General features: G+C 73.2%; 20 protein-coding genes. 11 read left to right on the top strand and 9 right to left on the bottom strand.

The window, feature by feature from the left end:
- Position 1: 1 nt before the first annotated feature.
- Positions 2-913: a hypothetical protein gene (locus tag IF19_RS0109595; RefSeq protein ID WP_030121799.1), complete on the top strand. Its 912-nt coding sequence runs from the start codon at positions 2-4 to the stop codon at positions 911-913.
- A gap of 77 nt (positions 914-990) precedes the next feature.
- Here the strand turns inward: IF19_RS0109595 and IF19_RS0109590 are convergent, their stop codons facing one another.
- The 5 genes from IF19_RS0109590 to IF19_RS0109570 form a co-directional block, all read right to left on the bottom strand.
- Positions 991-2,490, bottom strand: coding sequence for a phytoene desaturase family protein (locus IF19_RS0109590; RefSeq protein WP_172674274.1), 1,500 nt, complete (start codon positions 2,488-2,490; stop codon positions 991-993).
- 31 nt (positions 2,491-2,521) lie between these two features.
- Positions 2,522-3,139, bottom strand: a complete 618-nt coding sequence (locus tag IF19_RS0109585; RefSeq protein ID WP_030117804.1) for a DUF4126 domain-containing protein — start codon at positions 3,137-3,139, stop codon at positions 2,522-2,524.
- 417 nt (positions 3,140-3,556) lie between these two features.
- A complete protein-coding gene (locus IF19_RS0109580) occupies positions 3,557-4,168 on the bottom strand; it encodes a TetR/AcrR family transcriptional regulator (RefSeq protein ID WP_030117803.1) in 612 nt (203 codons plus the stop codon).
- Between the two features lie 53 nt (positions 4,169-4,221).
- Positions 4,222-6,309, bottom strand: a complete 2,088-nt coding sequence (locus IF19_RS0109575; RefSeq protein ID WP_030277303.1) for a YhgE/Pip family protein — start codon at positions 6,307-6,309, stop codon at positions 4,222-4,224.
- Positions 6,281-7,120 carry an ATP-binding cassette domain-containing protein gene (locus IF19_RS0109570; RefSeq protein WP_030117800.1) on the bottom strand — a complete coding sequence of 280 codons (840 nt, stop codon included), beginning with the start codon at positions 7,118-7,120 and terminating at the stop codon, positions 6,281-6,283. The genes IF19_RS0109575 and IF19_RS0109570 overlap by 29 nt, the downstream gene beginning before the upstream one ends.
- A 165-nt stretch (positions 7,121-7,285) precedes the next feature.
- On the opposite strand from IF19_RS0109570, the gene IF19_RS0109565 reads away from it, so the two are divergent.
- The 3 genes from IF19_RS0109565 (at position 7,286) to IF19_RS0109555 (ending at position 9,386) form a co-directional block, all read left to right on the top strand.
- A complete protein-coding gene (locus tag IF19_RS0109565) occupies positions 7,286-7,813 on the top strand; it encodes an SAV_6107 family HEPN domain-containing protein (protein ID WP_030117799.1) in 528 nt (175 codons plus the stop codon).
- A 161-nt stretch (positions 7,814-7,974) separates the two neighbouring features.
- On the top strand, positions 7,975-8,733 hold the full coding sequence (locus IF19_RS0109560) for a methyltransferase (RefSeq protein WP_030117798.1): 759 nt from the start codon (positions 7,975-7,977) through the stop codon (positions 8,731-8,733).
- A 248-nt stretch (positions 8,734-8,981) separates the two neighbouring features.
- Positions 8,982-9,386, top strand: a complete 405-nt coding sequence (locus tag IF19_RS0109555; RefSeq protein WP_030117797.1) for a DUF3040 domain-containing protein — start codon at positions 8,982-8,984, stop codon at positions 9,384-9,386.
- A gap of 302 nt (positions 9,387-9,688) precedes the next feature.
- Here the strand turns inward: IF19_RS0109555 and IF19_RS0109550 are convergent, their stop codons facing one another.
- The 4 genes from IF19_RS0109550 to IF19_RS0109535 form a co-directional block, all read right to left on the bottom strand.
- The gene (locus IF19_RS0109550) at positions 9,689-12,106 is read right to left on the bottom strand and encodes a transglutaminase TgpA family protein (RefSeq protein ID WP_030277301.1); all 2,418 of its coding nucleotides are present in this window, start codon (positions 12,104-12,106) and stop codon (positions 9,689-9,691) included.
- Positions 12,103-13,470: a DUF58 domain-containing protein gene (locus tag IF19_RS0109545; RefSeq protein ID WP_030277299.1), complete on the bottom strand. Its 1,368-nt coding sequence runs from the start codon at positions 13,468-13,470 to the stop codon at positions 12,103-12,105. Before IF19_RS0109545 ends, IF19_RS0109550 begins: the two co-directional genes overlap by 4 nt.
- Positions 13,470-14,510 carry an AAA family ATPase gene (locus IF19_RS0109540; RefSeq protein WP_030117793.1) on the bottom strand — a complete coding sequence of 347 codons (1,041 nt, stop codon included), beginning with the start codon at positions 14,508-14,510 and terminating at the stop codon, positions 13,470-13,472. The genes IF19_RS0109545 and IF19_RS0109540 overlap by 1 nt, the downstream gene beginning before the upstream one ends.
- Positions 14,511-14,761: 251 nt before the next feature.
- A complete protein-coding gene (locus IF19_RS0109535) occupies positions 14,762-15,325 on the bottom strand; it encodes a beta-class carbonic anhydrase (protein WP_030117792.1) in 564 nt (187 codons plus the stop codon).
- A 433-nt stretch (positions 15,326-15,758) separates the two neighbouring features.
- On the opposite strand from IF19_RS0109535, the gene rsmH reads away from it, so the two are divergent.
- The 7 genes from rsmH to murD all read left to right on the top strand — a co-directional run bounded on the left by rsmH (position 15,759) and on the right by murD (position 24,963).
- Positions 15,759-16,724, top strand: coding sequence for a 16S rRNA (cytosine(1402)-N(4))-methyltransferase RsmH (gene rsmH, locus IF19_RS0109530; protein ID WP_030117791.1), 966 nt, complete (start codon positions 15,759-15,761; stop codon positions 16,722-16,724).
- Positions 16,725-16,770: 46 nt separating this feature from the next.
- Positions 16,771-17,313 (top strand): cell division protein FtsL, encoded by a 543-nt coding sequence (ftsL, locus tag IF19_RS0109525; protein ID WP_030117790.1) that lies wholly within the window; start codon positions 16,771-16,773, stop codon positions 17,311-17,313.
- A 4-nt stretch (positions 17,314-17,317) separates the two neighbouring features.
- Positions 17,318-19,291, top strand: a complete 1,974-nt coding sequence (locus IF19_RS0109520; protein ID WP_030277297.1) for a peptidoglycan D,D-transpeptidase FtsI family protein — start codon at positions 17,318-17,320, stop codon at positions 19,289-19,291.
- 186 nt (positions 19,292-19,477) lie between these two features.
- A complete protein-coding gene (locus IF19_RS0109515) occupies positions 19,478-21,046 on the top strand; it encodes a UDP-N-acetylmuramoyl-L-alanyl-D-glutamate--2,6-diaminopimelate ligase (RefSeq protein WP_030117788.1) in 1,569 nt (522 codons plus the stop codon).
- Between the two features lie 4 nt (positions 21,047-21,050).
- Positions 21,051-22,472, top strand: coding sequence for a UDP-N-acetylmuramoyl-tripeptide--D-alanyl-D-alanine ligase (locus IF19_RS0109510; protein ID WP_030277295.1), 1,422 nt, complete (start codon positions 21,051-21,053; stop codon positions 22,470-22,472).
- A complete protein-coding gene (gene mraY / locus IF19_RS0109505) occupies positions 22,469-23,539 on the top strand; it encodes a phospho-N-acetylmuramoyl-pentapeptide-transferase (RefSeq protein WP_030117785.1) in 1,071 nt (356 codons plus the stop codon). Before IF19_RS0109510 ends, mraY begins: the two co-directional genes overlap by 4 nt.
- A complete protein-coding gene (gene murD, locus IF19_RS0109500) occupies positions 23,521-24,963 on the top strand; it encodes a UDP-N-acetylmuramoyl-L-alanine--D-glutamate ligase (protein WP_172674273.1) in 1,443 nt (480 codons plus the stop codon). The genes mraY and murD overlap by 19 nt, the downstream gene beginning before the upstream one ends.
- The last annotated feature ends 48 nt before the right edge of the window (positions 24,964-25,011 follow it).

Raw genomic sequence — 25,011 nt, 5'->3', positions numbered from 1 at the left:
CGTGGGCTGGACGGTCCTCTACATCGCATTCGGTCTGGTGGCGCTGTGGCTGCTCGGTGAGGTGCTGCTCCAGTACAAGGCGCGGCTGCGCTGGCGGCTCCTCGCCTTCGGCGGGTTCCTCGGCGTGGTGGCCGGGGTGCTGCTGTCCTCGGTGCCGGTGATCGTCCTCGGGACGCTCGCCTTCGCCACCGGCCAGACGTTCGTGACGCTGTCGTTCCGGCGCGGCTTCTCCACCGGCTGGGCCATCGGCGGCAGTCCGGGCGAGAGCCGCCGGCGCAGGTCCGGCGCGAAGGGCGCCGAGGCGAAGGAACCCACTCTGCGGGTCTCCGGCCTGGAGGTCTCGGACGGTGAGCCCGCCGGGTACGACACACCCCCGGCCGCACCACCCGACCCGTCCGTCTACGAGACGCAGCCGATGCCGGACGACACCGGCCAGTACGGCGTCTACGGGACCGCCGGCCACGACACGAGCGGCGCCGGCGACCAGAACTCCGGCCACGCCGACGCCGATCCCGCGGAGACGTCGCAGTACCCCGCGTACGACCCGTACGGCGGATACGACCGGCAGCCGGACCAGGACGCCTACGCCGGAACGTACGACTACGGCACCGGCCGGCAGAGCTACGCCGCCTACTCCGACCCGTACATCGGCACCACCAACGGGACGCCCTCCTACGGCGGTTACGACGGCTACGGCCACGACGGCCAGGGCGGCCAGGGCGGGCAGCAGAGTCACACCGACCCCTACGCCCAGGGCCACGGCACGGACCAGTACGCCACGGACACCCCGCCCGGCGGCGTCTGGGTCCCGCAGCAGCGCGACGCCGAGCCGTACCCCCCGATGCCGTCCGAGCAGCCCACCCCTTACGGCAACGGCTACGACACCGGCCAGAACGAGCAGTACCGCTACTGAACCCACCGCGCCGCCGACCCGGGAGTCTCCGGGAGCGGCGGCGCGGCGCGTGCGTCAGGCCCGGCGGAGGCCGCCTCTCACCGCGAGCCCCGGAACCCGTCGCCCTCCACCACGAGCCCGGCCACCAGCGTCCCGGACATCCCGGCGTGCGCGAGCCCGCCGCCCGGGTGCGCCCAGCCGCCCGCGAGGTAGAGGCCCGGCAGCCGGGTCAGGTTGCCCGGGTGCAGATACGCGCCCGCCGCCCCGGCCAGCGCGGGCGGCGGCACCGCACCGCCCTCGGCCCCCGTCTCCGCCTCGGTCTCCGCGGGCGTGCGGACCTCCGTGTGCAGGATCCGCTCCCGCAGCCCGGGAACGGCCGCCGCGGCCCGCTCCACCAGGACGTCCGCGAACCGCCGCCGCACCTCCGGGTCCCGCCAGTCCACCGGACCCTGCGGTGCCGTCGTCGCGGTGAGCGTCACCGCCTCGTGCTCCGCGTCGGGCCGGGTCGCCGGATCGTCCGGCCGCAGCACCGTCACCGTGGGGTGGGCGGCCACCCGGCCCCCGAACACGGCCTCCTGCTCCGCCGCCCCGTCCGCGCCGTGCACCACGGTCCGGTGCACCGCGTCCGCCTCCCGGCCCCCGCGCAGCGACAGCAGCACCGTGAACCGGCCCGCCGCGCCCGCGCGCACCGCCACATCGTCCGCGCCCCACACCTGACCCGGCACCAGCCCCGGGCGCGGCCGGACCCCGAGCACCACCCGGTCGGCCTCGGCCACCTCGCCGTCCGCCAGCTCCACGCCCGCCGCCCGGCCGTCCTTCTCGACGACCCGGACCGCCTCGGCCCCGAAGACGAACGTCACCCGGCGGGCCACGCACCGCTCGTACACCGCGCGGGCCAGCTCCCGCATCCCGCCCTCCACGTACCAGCTGCCGAAGGTCTGCTCCATGTACGGCAGCAGCGCGGCGCTCGCGGGGGCGGTCCGCGGGTCCAGGCCGTGGGCGAGCGCGTACCCGTCGAGCAGGGCGGCCAGCCGGGGGTCCGCCAGCTCCCACGCGCCGATCTCCGCGACCGTCCCCGCCTGCCGGGCCGGACGCAGCAGCCGCCGCTGCCGCACCGCCGGGTACGGGTCGCGCCCCAGCACCCGGTGGTCCGGGCGCAGCGGCTCCTCCAGGAGCGGCCGGCGCGAGCGGTCCCAGGCGTCCCGGGCCCGGTCCATGAAGTCGCTCCAGCGCGCCCCGGCGCCCGCGCCCAGCGCCCCGTCCAGGGCGGCGGCGACCCCGGCGCGGGAGGCGTTGGGCAGGGACACCGCCGTGCCGTCCGCGAAGAGGTGACGGCTCGCCGGGTCGACCTGGGTCAGCGACACGCACTGCTCCAGGGACTCCTTGCCGGTCTTCACGAAGAGGTCGCGCTGGACGGCGGGCAGGTGCAGGAGCCCGGGCCCGGTGTCGAAGACGAAGCCCTCGTGCTCATGGCGGCCGACCGAGCCGCCGTAGCTAGCGGACCGCTCGTAGACCGTCACCTTCTCGCCCGCGACGGCGAGCCGGGCGGCCGCCGCCATCGCGCCCGTACCGGCGCCGATCACCGCAATGCGTGCCATGCCGGTGACTTTACCGACCGGCCCCGGCGGCTCAGCCGGGTGGCCAGGGCCCACCCGCGCCGGCCAGGCGTTTCTCCTCGCGCCGCTGGGCCCGGCGGCGCAGGAAGCGGCGGATCCGGGAGGCGAGGAAGAGCACGACGACGATGCCGAGCACCAGCAGCACGCCCGCGATCACGGCGGCCGCCACCGGGTTGAAGATCGCGAAGGTGATGATCCCGGCGACCCCGAGATCCTCGACGACGCTCATCCCGATGTTGCTGAACGGCTCGGGCGAGGTGTTGACGGCCATCCGCGTCCCGGCCTTCACCAGATGGCTCACCAGCGCCGTGGACCCGCCGATCGCGCCGGCCGCGAGCTCCGGAAGCGAACCGCTCTCCCCGGCCAGCAGCGCGGCCACCACCGCCCCGGCCACCGGCCGGACGACCGTGTGCGCCGTGTCCCAGACCGAGTCCACGTAGGGGACCTTGTCGGCGATCGCCTCGCAGAGGAACAGCACCGCGGCCACGATCAGCACATCGGTGCGCTGGAGCGCGGCGGGCACGTCGTCCGAGACGCCGGTCGCGCCGAACAGACCGAGCAGCAGCACCACCGCGTACGCGTTGATCCCGCTCGCCCAGCCGCTTGTGAACACCAGGGGTATGACCGACACGCCGTCGATCGTAGCGACCGCCCGCAGGCCCCGGCTGAGGTTCGGCGCGAGGCTCTGAGTACCCGTACCTAGAAGCGCAGATGAGTACCCGCGCGGATGGGCCCCCACCTGCGCGGACGGCAGAGTGATGACCACGGAAGGGGCGCTGCGCCGGTACCGCCGGCACGGGGCGGCGGAACGGCGCGGTACCCCCGACGGAACGGGGGTGCACGACGGAGATCCGGGGACCACGGGGGACACGGGGTCACGGGGGACGGGTTTCCGGAGGTACGGAAGACGCCGGCGTCGGAGTTCACGGGGGAACGCGAACTCCGACGGCCGGCGTCTTCGATGTCGCCGTACGCACGCTCCGATGGGCCGCCCCGTGCGGGTGGGCCCGGCGGCCCGCTCCTCGTGCCGAGGAGCGGAAGCGGGGCCTCAGCGCCCGCTGACCCGCCCGTGCAGCAGCAGGGACAGCGCCGAGTGGACCTCGTCGATCGAGCGCTCCGGCTGGAACGCCTGCCAGTCCAGCGCCGCCACCAGCACCATCCCGACCAGCGCGGCCGCCGTCAGCGGGATGTCGATCTCCTCGCTCAGCTCACCGTCGCGCACCCCGTCCCGCAGGACGCCCTCGACCACCGCGACGGCCTCCTGACGCACCACCAGCAGCGTGGACTGCCAGGCGCGGTTGGTGCGCCACAGCTCGGCCACGTACAGCTGGGTGAAGGCCGGGTAGCGGTCGATGAAGGCGAGCCCGGCGCGGATCATCGCGTCCAGCGCCTCGACCCGGGTGCCACCGCGCTCCTCGGACTCCTCGGCGGCGGCCCGCAGGGAGGCGGTGAGCAGTCCCACGCCGTGCCGGAGCAACTCCTCGAACAGTTCGGTCTTGCTCTTGAAGTTGTAGTAGACCGTGCCCTTGGCGACCCCGGCCCGATCGGCGATCTCGTCGACCGTGGTCGTGGAGAAGCCCTTCTCGGCGATGAGGGTCACCGCCGCCTCGTAGAGCTTCTGCCGGGTGGCCTGGCGGCGCGTCGTGCCACTGCTTTCCATGGGGCCGATTCTTCCAGGCCGCACGGTGCCCGGGGGTTCGACGGCGGGGGCGCTCACAGGCTCAGCTCCGGGTGCAGCCGGCTCAGGCTCCAGACCTGCTTGCGGCGGGCGGTGAAGGCGGTCAGGGCGAGCGCGCCGACGGTGAAGGCCGCCAGGACCGCGCAGCCCAGCCAGACCGGGGTCAGCGGACCGCCCGTGATCAGCCGGCGCAGCCCCTCGACGACGTACGTCATGGGCAGGTACGGGTGGATCGCGCCGAAGAAGCCCGGGCTGGTCTGGACGGGGTACGTGCCCCCGGCCGAGGTCAGCTGGAGCATCAGCACCACCAGCACCAGGATGCGCCCGGCCGCCCCGAAGCAGGCGTTCAGCCACTGCACGATCGCGGCGAAGCAGCAGGTCACCAGCGCCAGGAAGCCGATCGTTCCGGCGGCGTGGGTCATCTGGAGGCCGAGGCCCCAGTGCAGGACGGCCATCAGCGCGCCGACCTGGAGCGTGCCGATCGCGGCGACCGGGAGCCAGCCGGCCAGGGCGATCCGCCAGGAGGAGGCCCCGGCGGCGAGCGCCCGCCTGTTCAGCGGCTGGATCAGCATGTACGCCACCATCGCGCCGACCCACAGGGACAGCGGGATGAAGTACGGGGCGAAGCCGGTGCCGTAGTTGGGGGCCGCGTGCAGCGACTGGGAGGCGAGCTTGACCGGGTCGGCCATCACGTCGGTCCGGGCGTCGCGGTCCTTCTTGTCGTAGTCCGGGATCTTCTCCACGCCGTCGTTGAGGCCCTGGGCCAGCTCGGTCGAACCGTCGCCGAGCCGGAACAGCCCGCCGTCCAGGTTCTCCGCGCCGGTCTTCAGCTTGCCGACGCCGGTGTCCAGGTCGCTGGAGCCGGTCTGCGCGGTGCCGAGGCCCGTGTGCAGCGCCTGCGCGCCCTTGGCGACCTTCTGGGCGCCGGTGTTGAGCTCGTTGACCTTGGCCACGGCCGCCGCCAGGTCGTCGTCCAGGGTGGGCGCGCGCTTCGCGAGGTCCTCGGCCTGCTTCTGGAAGGCGGTGAGCTGGGTGCTCAGCTTCTTCAGGTCGCCGTTCTGGTTGGTGACCAGGGTGTTCACGTCGGCGGCGATCCTCGCGGCGTCGGCGGCGGTGACCTCGGCGCGTTCCAGCGCCGGGCACGCCGTGGCGTCGGGCTCCTCGGCCTCCTCGCACTGGGTGCGGTGGATCTCCGCCAGCTCGTCGGCCGCCTTCTTGGAACCGGACGCGGCGGCGGGCGCGCTCTTCACGAGCAGGTCGAGGTTGTGCCGTACGGCCGCGGAGGCGTCGGCGACCAGCACGGCCGTGTCGCGGATGGACTTCCCGTTGTCCTTGAAGAAGGGGCGTACGTCGCCGGCGATGCCGTTGACCTTGTCGGCCAGGAGCTGGGTGCCCCCGGCGACCTGGCCGGAGCCCGTGGCGAGTTCGCGCGAGCCCTGGTTCAGCTTGACGATGCCGTCCGAGAGCTTCTTGCTGCCCGCCTTGGAGTCCTTGAGGCCGTCCGCGAGGTCCTTGGAGCCCTTCTTGGCCTTCGTTATGCCGCCCTTGAGGTCGTCGGCGCCCTTGGCCGCCTCGGCGGTCTTGTCGTGCAGGTCGGAGAAGTTGATGAAGATGCGGTCCAGGAAGGACCGGGAGGCGTTCGTGGAGGCGGCGTTGCGGACCTCGCCGAAGACGGTCCGGGAGATCTGGCCGACGATGTAGTTGTTGGCGTCGTTCGTCCGCACCTGGAGAGCCCCGGTCTCGGGGGAGTCGCCACCGCTGGAGGCGATCTTCTCGCTGAAGTCCGGAGGCATCGTGAGCGAGAGGTAGTACGTGCCCTCCTCGACGCCCTTCTCGGCCTCGGCGGAGCCCACTTCGTGCCAGTCGAACACCTTGGAGTCGAGCAGCTTCTCGCTGATGTCGTCCCCGGCCACCAGGCGCTTGCCGTCGTTGGTCGCCCCCTTGTCGTCGTTGACCAGGGCGACGGGGAGCTTGTCGAGCTTTCCGTACGGGTCCCAGAACGAGCACAGGTACAGGGCGCCGTAGAGCAGCGGCAGGAGCAGCAGGGCCACCAGCGCGGCGGCCGGCAGCTTGCCCCTGCCGAACCGCTTCAGCTCAAGAGCGGCCAGTTTCGGCGAACGCATCGGCCGTCTCCTCGTCGGTGGTGATGGTGGTCGGGTCGTCGGTGGCGGGTGCGGTCCCGGCCGCGGCCGTCGCGCCGGCCGGCCCGGCGTCCGTTCCGGGCGCCCGGTCGCCGGCCGCCGCGTCGGTACGGACGACGAGCGCGTCCTCGGGGGCCTCGCTGCACACCGCGAGCACGGTCGTTCCGCCGGCCGCCACGGAGCGCAGCAGCGCCCATGCCTGGTCACGCTCGGCGTCCGAGAGCTTGAGGTCGGTGTCGTCCACGGCGAGCAGGCGCGGCTTGCCGATCAGCGCCAGCGCCACGGACAGCCGCAGCGCCTCCAGCCGCTCCAGATCCCGTACGGAGGTGCGTCCCGCCTTGGGGAGCGCGGCGATGTCGAGCCCCGCCGCCTCCAGGGCCTCGTCGACGCGGGCCGTCGCGGCGGCGCGGCGCTCGGCGCGCGGCCGCAGCAGGCTGCGCAGGGAGGCCCCGTAGCGGCCCTGGAGGAGGGCGCGTTCGCCCAAGTGCTCGGCGACCGTGAAGGCCGGGTCCAGCTCGCTGACCATCGGCACCGGCCCGAGGGCGGCGATCGAGCGGACGGCCGCGGCCTGCTTGGGCAGCCGCAGGCCCCCGGTCTCGGCACGGCCCTCGGTGGTGCGCATACGGCCGGTCAGGGCGAGCAGCAGACAGGTGCGGCCCGAGCCGGACGCCCCCTCGACGGCCACCAGTGCCCCGGGCGCGGCGCTGAACGTCACGTTCCGGAAGACCCAGCCGCGCGGTCCCCTCATTCCCAAGCTCTCGGCGGTGACCGCCGCGCCGTGCGGGCTCTCCACAGACCCTCCCCTTTATGAACTGACCAGTCAGTGCAAAAACTAGCCCGTACGGGTGTCTGACGCAAAACCGCAGGTCGTCGGGGTACACGAACCGATTGTCAGTGGTGGTTGCCACCATGGACACAGACGGCCACGGAGCCGTCACACGACGACAGGAGGTTCGTCATGGCCAGCTCGTCCGCAGCCGCCGTCCCGCGGCGCCGCGCAGGCAGCCCTGCCCCCTCACTGACCGGTCCGGCTAGCGATGTCCACCCCGTCCTGCGCCGCACCACGGCGCCGCCCGCCGCTCTCGATCTGCTCGCCAAGGCCCGCTCCGGCCTCGACGAGGCCGCCGTGCTCGACGAGCCCAACGAGCGGTACGCCACGGCCCACCTCGCCGCCCTGCGCACCGCCGCGGCCGTGCTGGCCGCCCGGGGCCGGCCCGAGTCGAACAAGCGCGGCCGCGACCGCATCCGCAGCGCCTGGGAGGTGCTCCCGGAGATAGCGCCGGAGCTGACCGAATGGAGCGACCTCTTCGCCGCGGGGGCCGACCGCCGGGCCCGCGCGGAGGCGGGCATGCCGGGAGCCGCCAGCGGGAGGGACGCCGACGACGTGCTGCGCGACGCCGCCATGTTCCTGCGCCTGGTCGAACGGCTCCTGGTGCTCCAGCCGGACCTTCCGCAGCCCCGCGCGGAGCAGCCCGGCGGCGGGTGACCCGGGGGCCCGCCGTCGTGCCGCCGCCCCGGCGGCGACGGCAGGCGGACGCCGCACACCCGGCGGCGGTGCGAGGCCATAGGGTGGTGATCGCTCACATCACCACCGCACTGTCCACGCTCCGCCGTTCCCGGCGGCACCGTGTCGAGGAGTCATCTGCCGTGTCGGACCAGCCGCGCCCCCGCGCCTCCCTTCGTACCGCCGTGGTCTGGGAGGTCCTCAAGGACGCTCTGGACCGTCAGGCCGAGGCGGTCGGCCGGGACGCCCTGGACGTACTGGACACCGGGGGCGGCACGGGCAACTTCGCCGTGCCCGCCGCCCGGCTCGGCCACCGCGTCACCGTCGTCGACCCGAGCCCCAACGCGCTCTTCGCACTGGAGCGCCGCGCGGCCGAGGCCGGGGTGGCCGACCGGGTCCGGGGCGTCCAGGGCGACATCCTCGGCCTGTTCGACGTCGTCGACCGCGGCGGTTTCGACGCCGTGCTCTGCCACGGCGTCCTGGAGTACGTCGACGAGCCCGCCGAGGGCGTGCGCAACGCGGTCGAGGCGCTGCGCCCCTCGGGCGCGCTCAGCCTGCTGGCCGCCGGTCTCGGCGGAGCCGTCCTGGCCCGCGCGCTCGCCGGCCACTTCACCGAGGCCCGCCAGGCGCTCACCGACCCGGCCGGCCGGTGGGGCGAGGGCGACCCGGTGCCCCGCCGCTTCACCGCCGAACAGCTCTCCGGCCTGGTCTCCGACGCCGGTCTGGAGATCGCCGCCGTGCACGGCGTCCGGGTCTTCGCCGACCTGGTGCCGGGCGTCCTGGTGGACACCGAACCGGGCGCGGTGGAGGCGCTTCTCAAGCTCGAAGCGGCCGTCGCCGAACAGCCAGCCTTCCACTCCGTCGCCACCCAGCTCCACGTTCTGGGCGAGAAGCGCCGCTGATCAGCGACGCAGCCGCCGAACGGACTCGGACTCAGGACCCCCGTACGGCGCGCGAGCCCCGTATGATCGGGGTACACCATCCGGCATGGCGGAACGGTCGTCGGGGAATCTACGCCTCAACAGCCGAGCCGACATAGCGGTCCGGACTGGCTGAAGGCTAGAGGGCGGGTTTCACGGGGGCGAATCCCTGCCTATCCTGGAAGGGCCGCATACCGGTCGCCCCCGCGGCCGACGACGAGGAGGATCCCGTGCCGCTCTCGGAGCACGAGCAGCGCATGCTCGAGCAGATGGAGCGAGCGCTGTACGCCGAAGATCCCAAGTTCGCGACAGCGCTCGAGGGAAGCGGACTGCGTACGTACACCCGACGAAGGGTCTACCAGGCGGTCGCAGGCTTCCTGGTGGGTATCGCGCTCCTCATGGCCGGAATGGTCGCCCAGCAGATCTGGATCAGCGTGGTGGGGTTCCTCGTCATGCTCGGTTGTGCCGTGCTCGCGGTCACCGGATGGCGCAAGGCGCCCAAGCCCGGTGAACAGCAGCCGGCCGCCGCAGGCGGCGGGGACAGCGGCGCGAGCCGCCGACCGAGACAGCGCCGGTCGATGATGAACCGCATCGAGCAGCGGTGGCAGCGCCGCCGCGACGAACAGGGCCAGTAGGACACCGCGGCCCTGTTCTTCGCGACAGGGCCGGGTGAGGACCTGGGATACACCACTGATGGGTGAGGGGCGGCCGCGTTTTCGCGGCCGCCCCTCAGCCGTTGCCGCAGACGCCTTCCCTCATGGGCCGCACAGCCGCAGCCTCAGCTCCGTAGCCGCAGTCCCACAGCCGCGGACTCAGCCCCCACAGCGGCTGCGGTCCCCGGGCCGCAACGGCCACAGCCGTCCCCCTGCCCGCACGGCTCGCCCGCCGTCCCACGGGCCGCCCGGCGGCGCCCACGGGTCTCGACCCGTGGGCCGCGTCAGCCGTGCTGGCGTGAGAGGCGGCGCAGCCGGGCCGACCAGCGGCCGGCCCCCGGGCGGGCCGCCCAGCGCTCGGCGAGCGCCGCACGGCGGTCGGCGAGCGCCCACACCACCCGGACGGACGATCGTGGCAGGAACATCGCCCGCAGCCGGGCCCCCCGGCCCGCGGCCGCCTCCAGTCCCGCCCGAACGGCGAGGGCGTCGTCGGCCGCCCCGGCCGCGGGGCGCGGCTCGGGGGCGTACAGCACCTGCTCCACCGAGCCCGCGATCCGGTGCACGGCCTCGGCCGCGGTGGTGTCGAGGCGGCCCAGCCGCACGATTCTCGCCGCCGCCTTCCGGGGCGTCAGCGAATCGTCCGGCGCGACGCCGTGGTCCCAGGCCGTGTCGGAGACCTCCCGCCAGGCGGCCATCGTGCGCGCGGCGGCGTCGGCGGGCGTCCGGCCCCCCGTACCCAGGCGGCGGTTCCGCGTCCGGGTCCGCCACAGCAGCGGCGACAACGGCAGCACCAGCACCGCGACCGCCGTGAGAACCACCAGCAGCACCGTCCCCGCCGGGGTCCCCCGGTCGGTCGGCAGCGCCGCTCCCGGCTCCTGCGAGGGGCCGCAGCCACCCTCCTGGCGCAACTGCGGCGGGCAGCTGTTCTCGGCGGAGGGCGCGGCGGACGGCGCTGCCGAGGCGGTCGCCGAGGGCTCGGCGACATCGCTCGCGCCGTCCGTGGGTACCTCGGGCCGGGTCCAGGACGGGGTGCTGCCCCGGCTCGGCGTGGGCTCGAAACGGGTCCAGCCGACGCCCTCGAAATACAGCTCTGGCCAGGCGTGCGCGTCCCGCAGTCCGACCGAGATCGCCCCGTCCGACTTCATGGTGCCCGGGGTGAAGCCCACCGCGACCCGGGCCGGGATGCCCAGCGTCCGGGCCATCGCGGCCATCGAGAACGAGAAGTGGACGCAGAAGCCCTCCTTGTCGCGGAGGAACCGGGCGATGGCGGTCGTCCCCGTGCCCGAGGTGACCGACGTGTCGTACGTGAAGCCGCCCTCCGAGGCGAACCAGTCCTGGAGCTTCACCGCCCGCTCGTAGGCGTTGGCCGACCCCTCGGTGACGCGCTCGGCGGTCTCGGCGACCACGGCCGGCAGCGAGTCGGGGACCCGGGTGTACTCCCGCAGGAGCTTCTCCGGCGGTGCCCCGGCGGCCGCCAGCTGCTCCGCCGTCGGCTCCACGACCAGGCTGCCGACCTCGTACTGCGCCCCGCGCGTGGTCTGCCCGTCGTCGCCGACCAGGGTGCGGCCCTCGGGCTCGTACCGCCACCGGCCGCCGATCCGGACCTCGCTCGCCGGGTAGGGGAGGGGCAGATACGTCTGCTGGTAGGAACGGGAGGCGGAGATGTTCGTCCGGACCTCGGTGACGGAGACGTCCGCTCCCAGCCCCTCGGGCAGGGGCAGCCGGTCCGGGATGTCGGTGAGCCGGCGGGTGGAGGAACGCCACTCGCTGCCGTTGAACTCGTCCAGCGCCAGGATGCGGAGATAGAGGCTCTGCGGGTCCTGGATGTTGCTGCGGTACGTCATCACCTCCCGGTTCTCCGGCTGGTTGAGGTTGTTCTGCAGCGAGACCAGCGGGTTGACGGCGGAGATGGTGCCGCCCCCGCTGCCCCGGCCGTTGCCCGGCCCGCTGCCGCCCAGCAGACCGGTGTCCAGGGAGGGCAGGGCCAGCGGGGCGACCAGGGCCACGCCGAGCGCCAGCACGCCGATCCGCCGGCCGGTGCGGACGGGGGAGGACCCGCCGCTCACCCCGGACAGCCCGTCCGCCAGGCCTCCCTTGGTCCGCGAGGCGCCGCCGAAGACGCGGCCCCACTGGGAGAGCCGGTCCCGGCCCTCCGCCAGCAGGAGCAGCAGGTAGCCGGAGGCGGCCAGCACGAACCACAGCCACCCCGCCCCGCCGTCGGAGAGCCCGGCCGCGACCGAGTACAGGGCGAGGAGCGGCAGTCCGGCCGGGGCCGCGCTGCGGAAGGTGACCGCCATCGCGTCCACCGCGAGACCGATCACGAGGACACCGCCGACCATCATCAGCTCGATGCCGTCGGTCAGCGGGGCCGGAATGGCGTACGTGCCGACGTCCTCGCCGCCCGCCATCAGCAGCTCGCCGAGCCCCACGAGGGCCCCCGGCGTGGGCACCACCCCGAACAGGGCCAGGTCCCGGACGAACACCAGCGTCAGCAGCACCAGCGTGACCAGCGTCTGGACGGCGACCGTCACCGACCTGGCCAGCGGCGCGCGGCGCGCGAGCGCGCCCACCCCGCTCTGGACGCCGAGCAGCACCGCCGCCGGCACCAGCCAGCCGGCCTCCTCCACCAGCGGGATCAGCGAACCCGCCGCCAGCAGCGTCGCCGCGTAGGCGCACAGCGCCAGCCTGGTCCGCCCGCTCATGACCATCCCCCCGCGAATCCCGTCGCGCCCCCGCTCGGGGCGGACGGCGTGTCCGAGCGCATCCCGCCCGCCACCTGCCACAGATCGGGCAGTTCGTCCCCCGGCTCCACCGGCACCGCGGTCCAGCCGGACTCGCGCAGCCGCCGCAGCCGCTCCTCGGCCCGCCCGGCCGCGCCGGCCTCCCCGGCCCAGACGGCGCTGTCCAGCACGAAGGCGACTCCCGCCCCGGCGCGCTGCCGCATCCGGGCCGCGACCGCGGCCTGTTCCTCGTCCAGATCGCCGAAGAAGGCGATGAGCAGCCCCTCGTTGCCGCCGCGCAGCACGTCGTGGGCGCGCGAGAGGCCCCCGCCGTCGGAGTGGCCGACCACCGCGAGCGTGTCGAGCATGAGCCCTGCCGAGTCCGCCGACTCCTGGGTCGTGCCCGCGAAACCGCCGGTCCCCTCACCGGGCACCGCGTTCCCGTCGTCGGTGAGCAGCCGGACGGCGAAGCCCCGCTCCAGCATGTGCACCAGGGCGGACGCCGCCCCGGACACCGCCCACTCGAACGCCGAATCGGGCCCGGCGCCCTCGTAGCCGATCTGCCGGGTGTCCAGCAGGACCGTGCACCTGGCCCGCTGCGGCTGCTCCTCGCGGCGCACCATCAGCTCGCCGTGGCGTGCGGTGGAGCGCCAGTGGACCCGGCGCAGATCGTCGCCGTGCCGGTAGCCGCGCGGAATGATGTCGTCCTCGCCGGCCAGCGCGAGCGAGCGCTGCCGCCCGTCGCCGTACCCGGACGCCTCGCCCGCCAGCCGCAACGCGGGCAGCGGCACGGTCCGCGGGATGACGACGAGGGTGTCGTACGCGCTGAACGAGCGGGTCAGCTCGCACATCCCGAACGGGTCGCCGAGCCGCAGCTGCAACGGGCCCAGCGGATAGCGGCCCCGCAGGTCGGAGCGGACCCGGTAGGACACCTCGCGGCGACCGGCCGCCTCCACCCGGTCCAGGACGAAGCGGGGGCGCGGACCCAGCACGTACGGGACCCGGTCCTGGAGCATCAGCAGACCGGTGGGCAGCCGGGAGACGTTCTCCATTCGCAAGTGCACCCGGGCCTCCGCGCCCGCCGGCACCCGGGACGGCGAGAGCCGCCGGGTGCCGGTGACCCGGTAGCGGGTGCGGTAGAGCACGGTCACACAGACCAGGGGCAGCACGGCGAGCAGCAGTCCCACCCGCAGCAGATCGCTCTGGCCGAGGACGTACGCGCAGGCGGCGGCGGCCAGGCCGGCGGCCAGGAACGAGCGCCCCCGGGTGGTCAGTCCGCCCAGGGCCGCGCGGAGGCCGCCCTTCCGGTCGCCGTCCTCCACGGCGCCGGGCTCGCCGGCCGCCATCACGGCTGCCGGGTCCCGGGCTGCTGGTGGTACAGCGGCCGGCCCTGGTGCTGCACGGGCGGCGCGGTTCCGCCCGCCGAGGTCGGCACCGGGGTGCGCTGGATGATCTCCAGCACCACCTGCTCCGCGGTGCGGCGGTTCAGCTGTGCCTGGGCGGTGGGCAGCAGCCGGTGCGCGAGGACCGGGGTGGCCAGCGCCTGCACGTCGTCCGGCAGCGCGTAGTCGCGGCCGGAGAGCGCGGCGGACGCCTTCGCGGCGCGCAGCAGATGCAGCGTCGCCCGCGGGGAGGCGCCGAGCCGCAGGTCGGGGTGGCTGCGGGTGGCCGCCACCAGCTCCACCGCGTAGCGCCGTACGGCGTCGGCGACGTGCACCGTGCGCACCGCGTCGATCAGCTTCACGATGTCGTGCGCGTGGGCCACCGGCTGGAGGTCGTCCAGCGGGGACAGGCCGCCGTGCACGTCGAGCATCTGGAGTTCGGCCTCCGGGCTGGGATAGCCGATGGAGACCCGGGCCATGAAGCGGTCGCGCTGGGCCTCGGGCAGCGGGTAGGTGCCCTCCATCTCGACCGGGTTCTGCGTGGCCACCACCATGAACGGGTCGGGCAGCTCGTAGGTGTGTCCGTCGATGGTGACCTGGCGCTCCTCCATCGACTCCAGCAGCGCCGACTGCGTCTTCGGCGAGGCGCGGTTGATCTCGTCGCCGATCACGATCTGGGCGAAGATCGCGCCCGGCTTGAACTCGAAGTCCCGACGCTGCTGGTCGAAGATCGACACACCGGTGATGTCGGAGGGCAGCAGGTCCGGTGTGAACTGGATGCGCCGCACCGAGCAGTCGATGGACCTTGCCAGCGCCTTGGCCAGCATCGTCTTGCCGACGCCGGGGACGTCCTCGATGAGCAGGTGCCCCTCGGCGAGCAGCACTGTCAGCGAGAGCCGTACGACCTCGGGCTTGCCCTCGATCACCCTCTCGACCGACCTGCGCACCCGCTCGGCGGTGGTGGTCAGATCAGTGAGGCTCGCTCGATCGTCATAGGTCGTCACCCGGCCCTCCTCGGCCCTTTCGCACAGGGGCCGTCGCGCGTACCCGCGCGGCCCACCCCGAAGAATCGGACACCCCGCCGGAAGGTCCGGGGAACGTCACACCCGCATTCTTGTTGCCGTCACCGCTTCGTGTCACTCGCCTGTGGATAAGTGGGTGCGAAAAGGCGGTGTCTGTCACGATTCCGGCACTGCGGGACACGTCGATGCGTGCGTGAGGTGCGGCTGAGGGCCGGGTGGCGGGCGGGATCCGTTCAGGAAACGGAGTCGATCTCCCGCAGCAGGCCGGTCGTCACGTCGAAGACGAATCCGCGCACGTCGTCGGTGTGCAGCAGGAAGGGCGAGGTCCGCACCCGCTGCATCGACTGGCGCACGTCCTGGTCGGCGTCCTTGTACGCCTCCACCGCCCAGGCCGGCCGCTGGCCGACCTCGCGCTCCAGGTCGTTGCGGAAGTCCTCGGTGAGGGACTCCAGACCGCAGTTGGTGTGGTGGATCAGGACCACGCTGCGGGTGCCGAGCGCACGCTGGCTGATGGTCAGGGAGCGGATCACGTCCTCGGTCACCACACCGCCCGCGTTGCGGATGGTGTGGCAGTCGCCGAGCTCCAGACCGAGCGCTGCGTGCAGGTCGAGGCGGGCGTCCATGCAGGCGACGACGGCGACCTGGAGGACGGGGCGGGCGTCCATGCCCGGGTCGCGGAAGTCCTCGGCGTACGTGGCGTTCAGCGCGACGAGGCGGTCGGTGACCTGGCCCCCTTCACGGACCGCCGGAGCGGAGGACGTCACGGACCCGGCGGGGGAATGAGCGGAAGTCGACATGGCTACGACGGTAGCCCTCCGGCCTGGCGCGAGGGGCTGTGAGAGCGGACAAAGAACGTCAACGCGGCTTGTTGTGAGGTAACCCACAGGGCGTCCGGACGCGTCCGGATGGGTGAGACCGCCACGTCCGAACGGGTGGCGCGACGCGCTGGGCGGTTCGTTGATCGCGCATCGATCGGATGGCAGGGTGGACTAAAGTAACGCGAAGTCACCGTCCACCCTCCGTACCCACGGCCTATCGCACCACCCGCACCATCTGCACCCCTGCATATTCCGTTTTCCCCCCGTGATGTGCGGCGTACGTGCGGCCCGGCCCTCTCCCGCTCCCGGTCGGCCGACGCCACTTCCCCGGCGCCGGCGGACCTCCCCTTCGGAGCGGGCGGGGACCAGGACGTACGTGCCGGCCGGACGGGACAGAGCCTGAGAGGGCGCATTGAGCCAGACCCGACACATCCCGGTGATGCTCCAGAGGTGTCTGGACCTGCTGGCCCCCGCGCTCGAGGACCCGGCCCACCCGGAACCCGTCGTCGTCGACTGCACCCTCGGCCTCGGCGGCCACAGCGAGGCCCTGCTCGCCGCGTTCCCCACCGCCCGGCTGATCGCTCTGGACCGCGACAAGGAAGCGCTCCGCCTCTCCGGTGAACGGCTCGCCCCCTACGGCGACCGGCCCACGCTCGTCCACGCCGTCTACGACGAACTCCCCGAGGTCCTCGCCCGGCTCGGGGTCCCGAAGGTCCAGGGCGTGCTGTTCGACCTCGGGGTCTCCTCGATGCAACTGGACGAGGCCGACCGCGGGTTCGCCTATGCCCAGGACGCCCCGCTCGACATGCGGATGGACCAGTCCACCGGCATGGGCGCCGCCGAGGTCCTCAACACCTACCCGCCCGGCGAACTGGTCCGCATCCTGCGCGCGTACGGCGAGGAGAAGCAGGCCAAGCGGATCGTCTCCGCCGTCGTCCGCGAACGTGAGAAGGAGCCGTTCAGCAACAGCGCCCGGCTCGTCGAGCTGATCCGCGACGCACTGCCGCAGGCCGCCAAGCGCACCGGCGGCAACCCCGCCAAGCGCACCTTCCAGGCCCTGCGCATCGAGGTCAACGGCGAGCTGAGCGTCCTGGAGCGCGCCATCCCCGCCGCCGTCGACAGCCTCGCCGTCGGCGGCCGCATCGCCGTGCTCTCGTACCACTCGCTGGAGGACCGGCTGGTCAAGCAGGTCTTCGCGGCCGGCGCCGCCAACACCGCGCCCCCCGGCCTGCCCGTCGTCCCCGAGCGCTACCAGCCCCGCCTCGAGCAGCTCACCCGGGGCGCCGAACTGCCCACCGAGGAAGAGGTCGCCGAGAACCGGCGCGCCGCCCCCGCCCGGCTGCGCGGCGCCCAGCGCATCCGCGAGGAGGAGCGGTGAGCGGCGGGACCGGGCGCGGCCCGGCCTCACCCGGGGGAGCGGCGCGGTGACCAAGCCGACCGCACCGCTGAAGGGGCGCGCCGCGCGGCTCGCCCGGCTGATGCCGTCCACCGGGCCCAGCACCGCCGCCCGCACGCCCTTCGTCCTCCTGGTCGTCCTGCTCCTGGGTGGCGGACTCATCACCCTGCTCCTGCTGAACTCCGCCCTCAACGAAGGCTCGTTCCGGCTCAGCGAGCTCAAGCGGGACACCACCGAACTCACCGACGAGCAGCAGGCACTCCAGCGCGACGTCGACGGCCGCTCCCAGCCCGACGCCCTGGAACGCCGCGCCCGCGAGCTCGGCATGGTCCCCGGCGGCAGCCCCGCCTTCCTCGGTCCCGACGGCACGGTCCGCGGCAAGCCCACCAGGGCCACCGCCCCGCCCCCGTCGCCCAGCCCCAGCCCCACCCCGAGCGCCGACGCCACGGCGGACCCCGACGCCCCCGCGCCCGGTCCCTCCGCCTCGCCCTCGGGGTCCGTGCCCGCGCCGGACCCCGCGGCCGTCCCCTCGGCGCAGGACAGCCCGCCCCCGACGAGCCCCGGCAGGTGACGCAGTGCCGCCCAAGGATCCGCCGCGCCGCCGCGTACCCGGCCCGGCCCGCCCCCGCGGCGCGGCCGGCCGCCCCGCGCGCCCCCAGGCCCGCCGGCCGCGCTCCCCGGCGGGCGGCACCACCCGGCGCGGCAAGGCGCCGCGTTCCCTGCGCCTGGGCAGCCCGCGCCCCCGGCTGCGGCTCGTCGGCCTCGGGCTGACCCTGGTCATGCTCGCCTTCGTGGCGCGGCTCCTCCAGGTCCAGGCCGTCGACGCCCACGCGTACGCCTCCAAGGCCCAGAAGAACCGCTACCTGGAGTACACGGTCGCCGCCGAGCGCGGCGAGATCACCGACCGCAGGGGCGTCGCCCTCGCCACCAGCGTCGACGCGCACAACATCACGGCCGACCCCAAGCTCTTCACGCCCGAGGAGAGCAAGGCGCCCGACGCCCCGCGACAGGCCGCCGCCCTGCTCGCCCCGATCCTCGGCAAGGACGTCGAGAAGCTGACCGAGCAGCTCTCCGCCAAGAGCCGCTACACCGTCCTCGCCCACCGGCAGACCCCCCAGGTATGGAAGCAGATCAAGGACCTCAAGGCCGCCTTCGCCGAGAAGGCGTCCGAGGACAAGCTGAAGGGCGGCCCCGGGGCCAACGTCCTGGCCGGCGTCCTCCAGGAGCCGACCACCAAGCGCGTCTACCCCAACGGCGGTCTCGCCGCCGGGATACTGGGATTCGTCAGCGCCGACGGCAAGGGCGGCGGCGGGATCGAATCCCAGCTGAACAAGGAACTCGCGGGCGAGGACGGCAAGATCCGCTACGCCCAGTCGGGCGGCCGGCGAGTCCCCACCGCGGGCAGCAAGGAGACCCCGGCCGTTCCCGGATCCGACATCGAGCTCACGATCGACCGCGACATCCAGTGGGCCGCGCAGAAGGCCATCAGCGACCAGGTCGAGAAGTCCAAGGCGGATCGCGGCTACGTCATCGTCCAGAACACGAGGACCGGCGAGCTGCTCGCCATGGCCAACGCCCCCGGCTACGACCCCAACGACCTCTCCGAGGCCACCTCCGCCTCGCTCGGCAACGCGGCCCTCCAGGACGTGTACGAGCCCGGCTCCACCAGCAAGGTCATGTCGATCGCCGCCGTGCTGGAGGAGGGCGCCGCCGCCCCCGGCACCCATGTGACCGTCCCCAACCGGCTGCACCGGGGCGACCGCCTCTTCAAGGACGACGTCGACCACCCCACCTGGTACCTCACGCTCAACGGGGTGCTCGCCAAGTCCAGCAACATCGGCACCATCCTGGCGACCGGTCAGCTCGGCAAGACCCAGGCGGAGTCGAACAAGGTCCTGTACGACTACCTGCGCAAGTTCGGCCTCGGTGAGAAGACCGGTCTCGGCTACCCCGGCGAGTCACCCGGCCTGCTGGCCCACCCGAAAGACTGGTCGACCTCGCAGCAGTACACGATCCCCTTCGGCCAGGGCCTCTCCATCAACGCCGTCCAGGCCGCCTCGGTCTACTCCACGGTCGCCAACGGAGGCGTACGGGTCGCCCCCACGCTCGTCCGCGGCACCAAGGGGGCCGACGGCCGCTTCACCCCGGCCGAGGCCCCCGAGGAGACCCGGGTGGTCAGCGAGAAGACGGCCAAGACCCTGGCGTCCATGCTGGAGTCCGTCGTCGACGACACCGAGGGGACCGGCACCAAGGCAGCCATCCCCGGCTACCGGGTCGCGGGCAAGACCGGTACGGCCAACCGGGTCGATCCCGTCCGGGGCGTCTACAAGGGCTACACCGCCTCCTTCGCCGGCTTCGCCCCCGCGGACGACCCGCAGATCACCGTCTACTGCGCGATCCAGAACCCCACCAAGGGCAGCTACTTCGGCGGCCAGATCTGCGGCCCGATCTACAAGCAGGTCATGGAGTTCGCGCTCAAGTCGCTCCAGATCCCACCGTCCGGCAGCAAGCCGCCCCGGCTGCCGGTGTCCTTCGAACCCGGCGAGTGAACAGGGGATGCGCGAGCATCCCCACCAAGGGAACCCCCAGTGACAACCATCACCCCCGACCCGGGGAACCGGAACGCGAACCACCGCAACCGGGGAGCCTCGCTTCGCGAGAGCCCGCACCGGCCCGGTACGCTCACCGCCGTGCCCCACGCTGATCAGTCCCAAACCTCTCAGAAGGACGCGCCTGTGAACTACCCGGGAGCGCCCCGACCGGACCGGCTCCGGCCCACCCCCCTCGGCGAGCTGGCCGAGCGGCTCGGCGTCGAAACCGCCGGGGACGGCGACATCACCGGCATCACGCACGACTCACGGGCCGTGCGCCCCGGTGACGTGTACGCGGCCCTGCCCGGCGCCCGCCTCCACGGCGCCGACTTCGCGGCCCAGGCCGCGGGCCTCGGCGCCGCGGCCGTCCTCACCGACCCGGCCGGCGCCGACCGCGCCGCCGCCACCGGCCTGCCGGTCCTGGTCACCGGGAACCCGCGCGCCGTGATGGGCGAACTGGCCGCCGACATCTACGGACGGCCCGGCATCGGCCTGCTCCAGATCGGCATCACCGGCACCTCCGGCAAGACCACCACGGCGTACCTCGTCGAGGGCGGACTGCGTGCCGCCGGCCGCCCCACCGGGCTCATCGGCACCGTCGAGATGCGGATCGGCGACGAGCGCATCAAGTCCGAGCGCACCACCCCCGAAGCCACCGACCTCCAGGCGCTGTTCGCCGTCATGCGCGAACGCGGCGTCGAGGCCGTCGCGATGGAGGTCTCCAGCCACGCCCTGGTGCTCGGCCGGGTCGACGGCTGCGTCTTCGACGTCGCCGTCTTCAACAACCTCAGCCCGGAGCACATGGAGTTCCACTCCGGCATGGAGGACTACTTCCAGGCGAAGGCCCAGCTCTTCACCCCCGAGCGCAGCCACCGAGGCGTCGTCAACTTCGACGACGAGTACGGCCGCAGGCTCATCACCGAGTCCGGCGTCCCCGTCACCACCTTCTCCGCCGAGGGCCACCCGGACGCCGACTGGCACGCCGAGGACGTCGAGGTCGGCCCCCAGGACAGCACCTTCACCGCCGTCGGCCCCAAGGGCGAGCGGATCACCGCCCGCGCCCCGCTGCCCGGCCCGTTCAACGTCGCCAACACCCTCGCGGCGATCGTCACGCTGGCGGTCGCGGGCATCGACCCGCAGATCGCCGCCGACGGCGTCGCCGCGGTCCCCGGCGTCCCGGGCCGGCTGGAGCGGGTGGACGCCGGACAGCCCTACCTCGCCGTCGTCGACTACGCGCACAAGACCGACGCCGTCGAGTCCGTCCTGCGCTCCCTGCGCAAGGTGACCGAGGGCAAGGTGCACATCGTCCTCGGCTGCGGCGGCGACCGCGACACCACCAAGCGCGGCCCGATGGGCGCCGCCGCGGCCCGGCTCGCCGACACCGCCGTACTGACCTCCGACAACCCCCGCTCCGAGGACCCCCTCGCGATCCTCTCCGCGATGCTCTCCGGCGCCGCCGAGGTGCCCGTCCACGAACGCGGCGACGTCCTGGTCGACGCCGACCGGGCCGCCGCGATCGCCGCCGCCGTCGCCCGCGCCGAGCCCGGCGACACCGTCCTGGTGGCGGGCAAGGGCCACGAGCAGGGCCAGGACGTCCACGGCGTGGTCCGGGCCTTCGACGACCGCGAGGTCCTGTACGCAGCCATCGAGCGGTCCCTGGCGCACCCCGGCGCCGACCGTGCCCCTCACCACGAGAACAACAGTCAGGGATGACCAAGTGATCACCCTTTCCCTCGCCGAGATCGCCGAAATCGTCGGCGGGCAGTCGCACGACATACCGGATCCGGCGGTCACCGTGACCGGGCCCGTCGTCATCGACTCCCGCGAGGTCGCGCCCGGCAGCCTGTTCGCCGCGTTCGCCGGCGAGCGGGTCGACGGCCACGACTACGCCCGGCGGGCCGTCGAGGCGGGTGCGGCAGCCGTCCTGGCGGCCCGCCCCGTCGGCGTTCCGGCGATCGTCGTGGACGACGTCGTCGGCGCGCTCGGCGCCCTCGCCCGGGCCGCCGTGGAGCGCCTCGGCACCACCGTCGTCGCCCTCACCGGATCGGCGGGCAAGACGTCCACCAAGGACCTCATCGCGCAGCTCCTCCAGCGCAAGGGCCCGACCGTCTGGACGCCCGGCTCGCTCAACAACGAGATCGGACTGCCACTCACCGCCCTCACCGCCACCCCCGAGACCGAGCACCTGGTCCTGGAGATGGGCGCCCGGGGCATCGGCCACATCCGGTACCTCACCGAGCTGACCCCGCCCCGCATCGGCCTGGTCCTCAACGTCGGCTCCGCGCACCTCGGCGAGTTCGGCAGCCGGGAGGCCATCGCCCAGGCCAAGGGCGAGATGGTCGAGGGCCTCCCCGAGGACGGCTGCGCGGTGCTCAACGCCGACGACCCCCTCGTCCGGGCGATGGCCTCGCGCACCAAGGCCCGCGTCCTGCTCTTCGGAGAAGCGCCCGAAGCGGACGTACGGGGCGAGAAGGTCCGGATGACCCCCGACGGGCGGCCCGCCTTCGAGCTCCACACACCCACCGGGTGCAGCGATGTGACCATGCGCCTGTACGGTGAGCACCACGTGTCGAACGCGCTCGCCGCGGCCGCCGTCGCCCATGAGTTGGGCATGTCCGTGACCGAGATCGCCGAGGCGCTCTCGGAGGCGGGCACCCTCTCCCGCTGGCGCATGGAGGTCACCGAGCGTCCGGACGGTGTGACCGTCGTCAACGACGCCTACAACGCGAACCCCGAATCCATGAGAGCCGCACTGCGTGCGCTGGCCGCCATGGGCCAGGCCCGAGGGGCCGACGGGGGGCGCACCTGGGCGGTGCTCGGTCAGATGGCCGAGCTCGGTGACGCGTCGCTCGCCGAGCACGACGCGGTCGGACGGCTCGCCGTCCGGCTCAACGTCAGCAAGCTCGTCGCTGTCGGGGGGAGAGAAGCCTCCTGGCTGCAACTGGGCGCATCTAACGAGGGTTCGTGGGGTGAGGAGTCGGTGCACGTGTCCGACGCACAGGCGGCCGTCGACCTGTTGCGCAGTGAACTGCGCCCGGGAGACGTCGTGCTGGTGAAGGCGTCCCGGTCGGTCGGCCTGGAGAAGGTCGCCCAGGCACTGCTGGAGAACTCGACCGAGGGCGAGGTCACCGGCCGATGAGGCAGATCCTCTTCGCGGGGGCCATCGGGCTCTTCCTGACCCTGGTCGGTACCCCGCTGCTGATCAAGCTGCTGGCCCGCAAGGGATACGGGCAGTTCATCCGGGACGACGGCCCGCGCACCCACGGCAGCAAGAAGGGCACGCCCACGATGGGCGGTATCGCCTTCATCCTGGCGACGATCATCGCGTACCTCCTCGCGAAGATCATCACGGGTGAGGACATCCGCTACTCCGGCGTGCTCGTGCTCTTCCTCATGGCGGGCATGGGCCTCGTCGGCTTCCTCGACGACTACATCAAGATCGTCAAGCAGCGTTCGCTCGGTCTGCGGGCCAAGGCGAAGATGGCCGGGCAGCTGATCGTCGGCATCGCCTTCGCGGTGCTCTCGCTCCAGTTCCCGAACTCCATGAACTACACCCCGGCCTCCACCCGGCTCTCGTTCGTCGAGGACTTCGGCTGGTCGATCGGCCCGGTGCTGTTCTGCGTCTGGGCGCTGTTCATGATCCTCGCCATGTCCAACGGCGTGAACCTCACCGACGGCCTCGACGGTCTGGCCACCGGCGCCTCGGTGATGGTCTTCGGCGCGTACACCTTCATCGGCCTCTGGCAGTTCCAGGAGTCCTGTGCCAACGCTGACAACCTGACCAACCCGAGCGCCTGTTTCGAGGTGCGCGACCCGCTCGACCTCGCCGTCGTCGCCGCCGCGCTCATGGGCGCCTGCTTCGGCTTCCTGTGGTGGAACACCTCGCCGGCCAAGATCTTCATGGGCGACACCGGTTCGCTGGCCCTCGGCGGCGCCCTCGCGGGCCTCGCGATCCTGTCCCGCACGGAGTTCCTGCTCGCCATCCTCGGCGGCCTCTTCGTGATGATCACCATGTCCGTGGTCATCCAGGTCGGTTCGTTCAAGATGACCGGCAAGCGGGTCTTCCGGATGGCGCCGCTCCAGCACCACTTCGAACTCAAGGGCTGGTCCGAAGTCCTCGTCGTGGTCCGCTTCTGGATCATCCAGGGCATGTGCGTGATCGTCGGACTCGGCCTCTTCTACGCGGGATGGGCAGCCAAGAAGTGAGCACCGTGGACTGGCAGGGCAAGCACGTCACCGTCGCCGGGCTCGGCGTCAGCGGCATCCCCGCTGCCCGCGCCCTGCACGAGCGCGGCGCGCTCGTCACCGTCGTCAACGACGGCGACGACGAACGCTCCCGCGCGCAGGCGGCCGAACTGGAGGCGCTCGGTGTCACCGTGCGCCTCGGCGACGGCGCCACCCTGCCGCCGTCCACGGAACTCGTCGTCACCGCCCCCGGCTGGCAGCCGAACAAACCGCTCTTCCTGGCTGCCGCCGAGGCGGGCGTCCCGGTCTGGGGCGACGTCGAACTCGCCTGGCGCCTGCGCGGCGACGACGGCCGCGAGCCCGCGCCCTGGCTCGCGGTCACCGGGACCAACGGCAAGACCACCACCGTACGGATGCTGGCGTCCATCCTGGAGGCCGCGGGCCTGCGCACCGCGGCCGTCGGCAACATCGGCGTATCGCTGCTGGACGCCGTGCTCGGCGAGACGGAGTACGACGTCCTCGCCGTCGAACTCTCCAGCTACCAGCTGCACTGGGCGCCCTCCCTGCGCGCCCACTCCGCCGCCGTCCTCAACCTCGCCCCGGACCACCTCGACTGGCACGGCTCGATGGAGGCGTACGCCGCCGACAAGGGCCGGGTCTACGAGGGCAACACCGTCGCCTGCGTCTACAACGCGGCCGACCCGGCCACCGAGGAGCTGGTCCGCGAGGCCGACGTCGAGGAGGGCTGCCGCGCCATCGGCTTCACCCTCGGCACCCCCGGCCCCTCGCAGCTCGGCGTGGTCGACGGCCTCCTCGTCGACCGGGCGTTCGTCGCCGACCGCCAGAAGCAGGCCCAGGAGCTGGCCGAGGTCGCCGACGTCAACCCGCCCGCCCCGCACAACGTCGCCAACGCCCTCGCGGCCGCGGCCCTGGCCCGCGCGTTCGGCGTGGAGCCGGCCGCCGTACGCGACGGGCTGCGGGCCTTCCGGCCGGACGCCCACCGCATCGAACACGTCGCGGACATCGGCGAAGTCGCCTACGTGGACGACTCCAAGGCCACCAACACCCATGCCACCGAGGCGTCGCTCGCCGCCTACGACTCCATCGTCTGGATCGCCGGCGGACTGGCGAAGGGCGCCACCTTCGACGAGCTGGTCACCGGCGCGGCGAAGCGGCTGCGCGGGGTCGTGCTGATGGGCGCCGACCGCGCCCTGATCCACGAAGCCCTCACACGACACGCCCCCGACGTCCCGGTGGTCGACCTCGACCGGACCGACACTGGGGCGATGTCCGAAGCGGTGGCGCGGGCCGCCGAGCTCGCCCGGCCGGGCGACACGGTGCTGCTGGCCCCGGCCTGTGCCTCGATGGACATGTTCACCAACTACAACAAGCGGGGCGAGGCGTTCGCGGACGCGGTCCGCGCGCGCGCCGACGAGACCGCCTGACCGACCGGGCCTCCGCGCCCGGGGTCACGGGCCCCGGGCACGAGCAGT

The sequence above is a fragment of the Streptomyces californicus genome, from assembly GCF_000717645.1.
Classification (GTDB): domain Bacteria; phylum Actinomycetota; class Actinomycetes; order Streptomycetales; family Streptomycetaceae; genus Streptomyces; species Streptomyces californicus.
This window is presented reverse-complemented; position numbering and strand designations above follow the sequence as displayed.

Excerpts from the sequence above, each read along its gene's own strand:
- IF19_RS0109575 (WP_030277303.1), bottom strand. The coding sequence starts at position 6,309 with ATGCGTTCGCCGAAACTGGCCGCTCTTGAGCTGAAGCGGTTCGGCAGG.
- IF19_RS0109535 (WP_030117792.1), bottom strand. The coding sequence starts at position 15,325 with ATGTCGACTTCCGCTCATTCCCCCGCCGGGTCCGTGACGTCCTCCGCT.
- IF19_RS0109550 (WP_030277301.1), bottom strand. The coding sequence starts at position 12,106 with ATGAGCGGGCGGACCAGGCTGGCGCTGTGCGCCTACGCGGCGACGCTG.
- IF19_RS0109545 (WP_030277299.1), bottom strand. The coding sequence starts at position 13,470 with ATGGCGGCCGGCGAGCCCGGCGCCGTGGAGGACGGCGACCGGAAGGGC.
- mraY (WP_030117785.1), top strand. The coding sequence starts at position 22,469 with ATGAGGCAGATCCTCTTCGCGGGGGCCATCGGGCTCTTCCTGACCCTG.
- IF19_RS0109590 (WP_172674274.1), bottom strand. The coding sequence starts at position 2,490 with ATGGCACGCATTGCGGTGATCGGCGCCGGTACGGGCGCGATGGCGGCG.
- IF19_RS0109580 (WP_030117803.1), bottom strand. The coding sequence starts at position 4,168 with ATGGAAAGCAGTGGCACGACGCGCCGCCAGGCCACCCGGCAGAAGCTC.
- IF19_RS0109565 (WP_030117799.1), top strand. The coding sequence starts at position 7,286 with ATGGCCAGCTCGTCCGCAGCCGCCGTCCCGCGGCGCCGCGCAGGCAGC.
- murD (WP_172674273.1), top strand. The coding sequence starts at position 23,521 with ATGGGCAGCCAAGAAGTGAGCACCGTGGACTGGCAGGGCAAGCACGTC.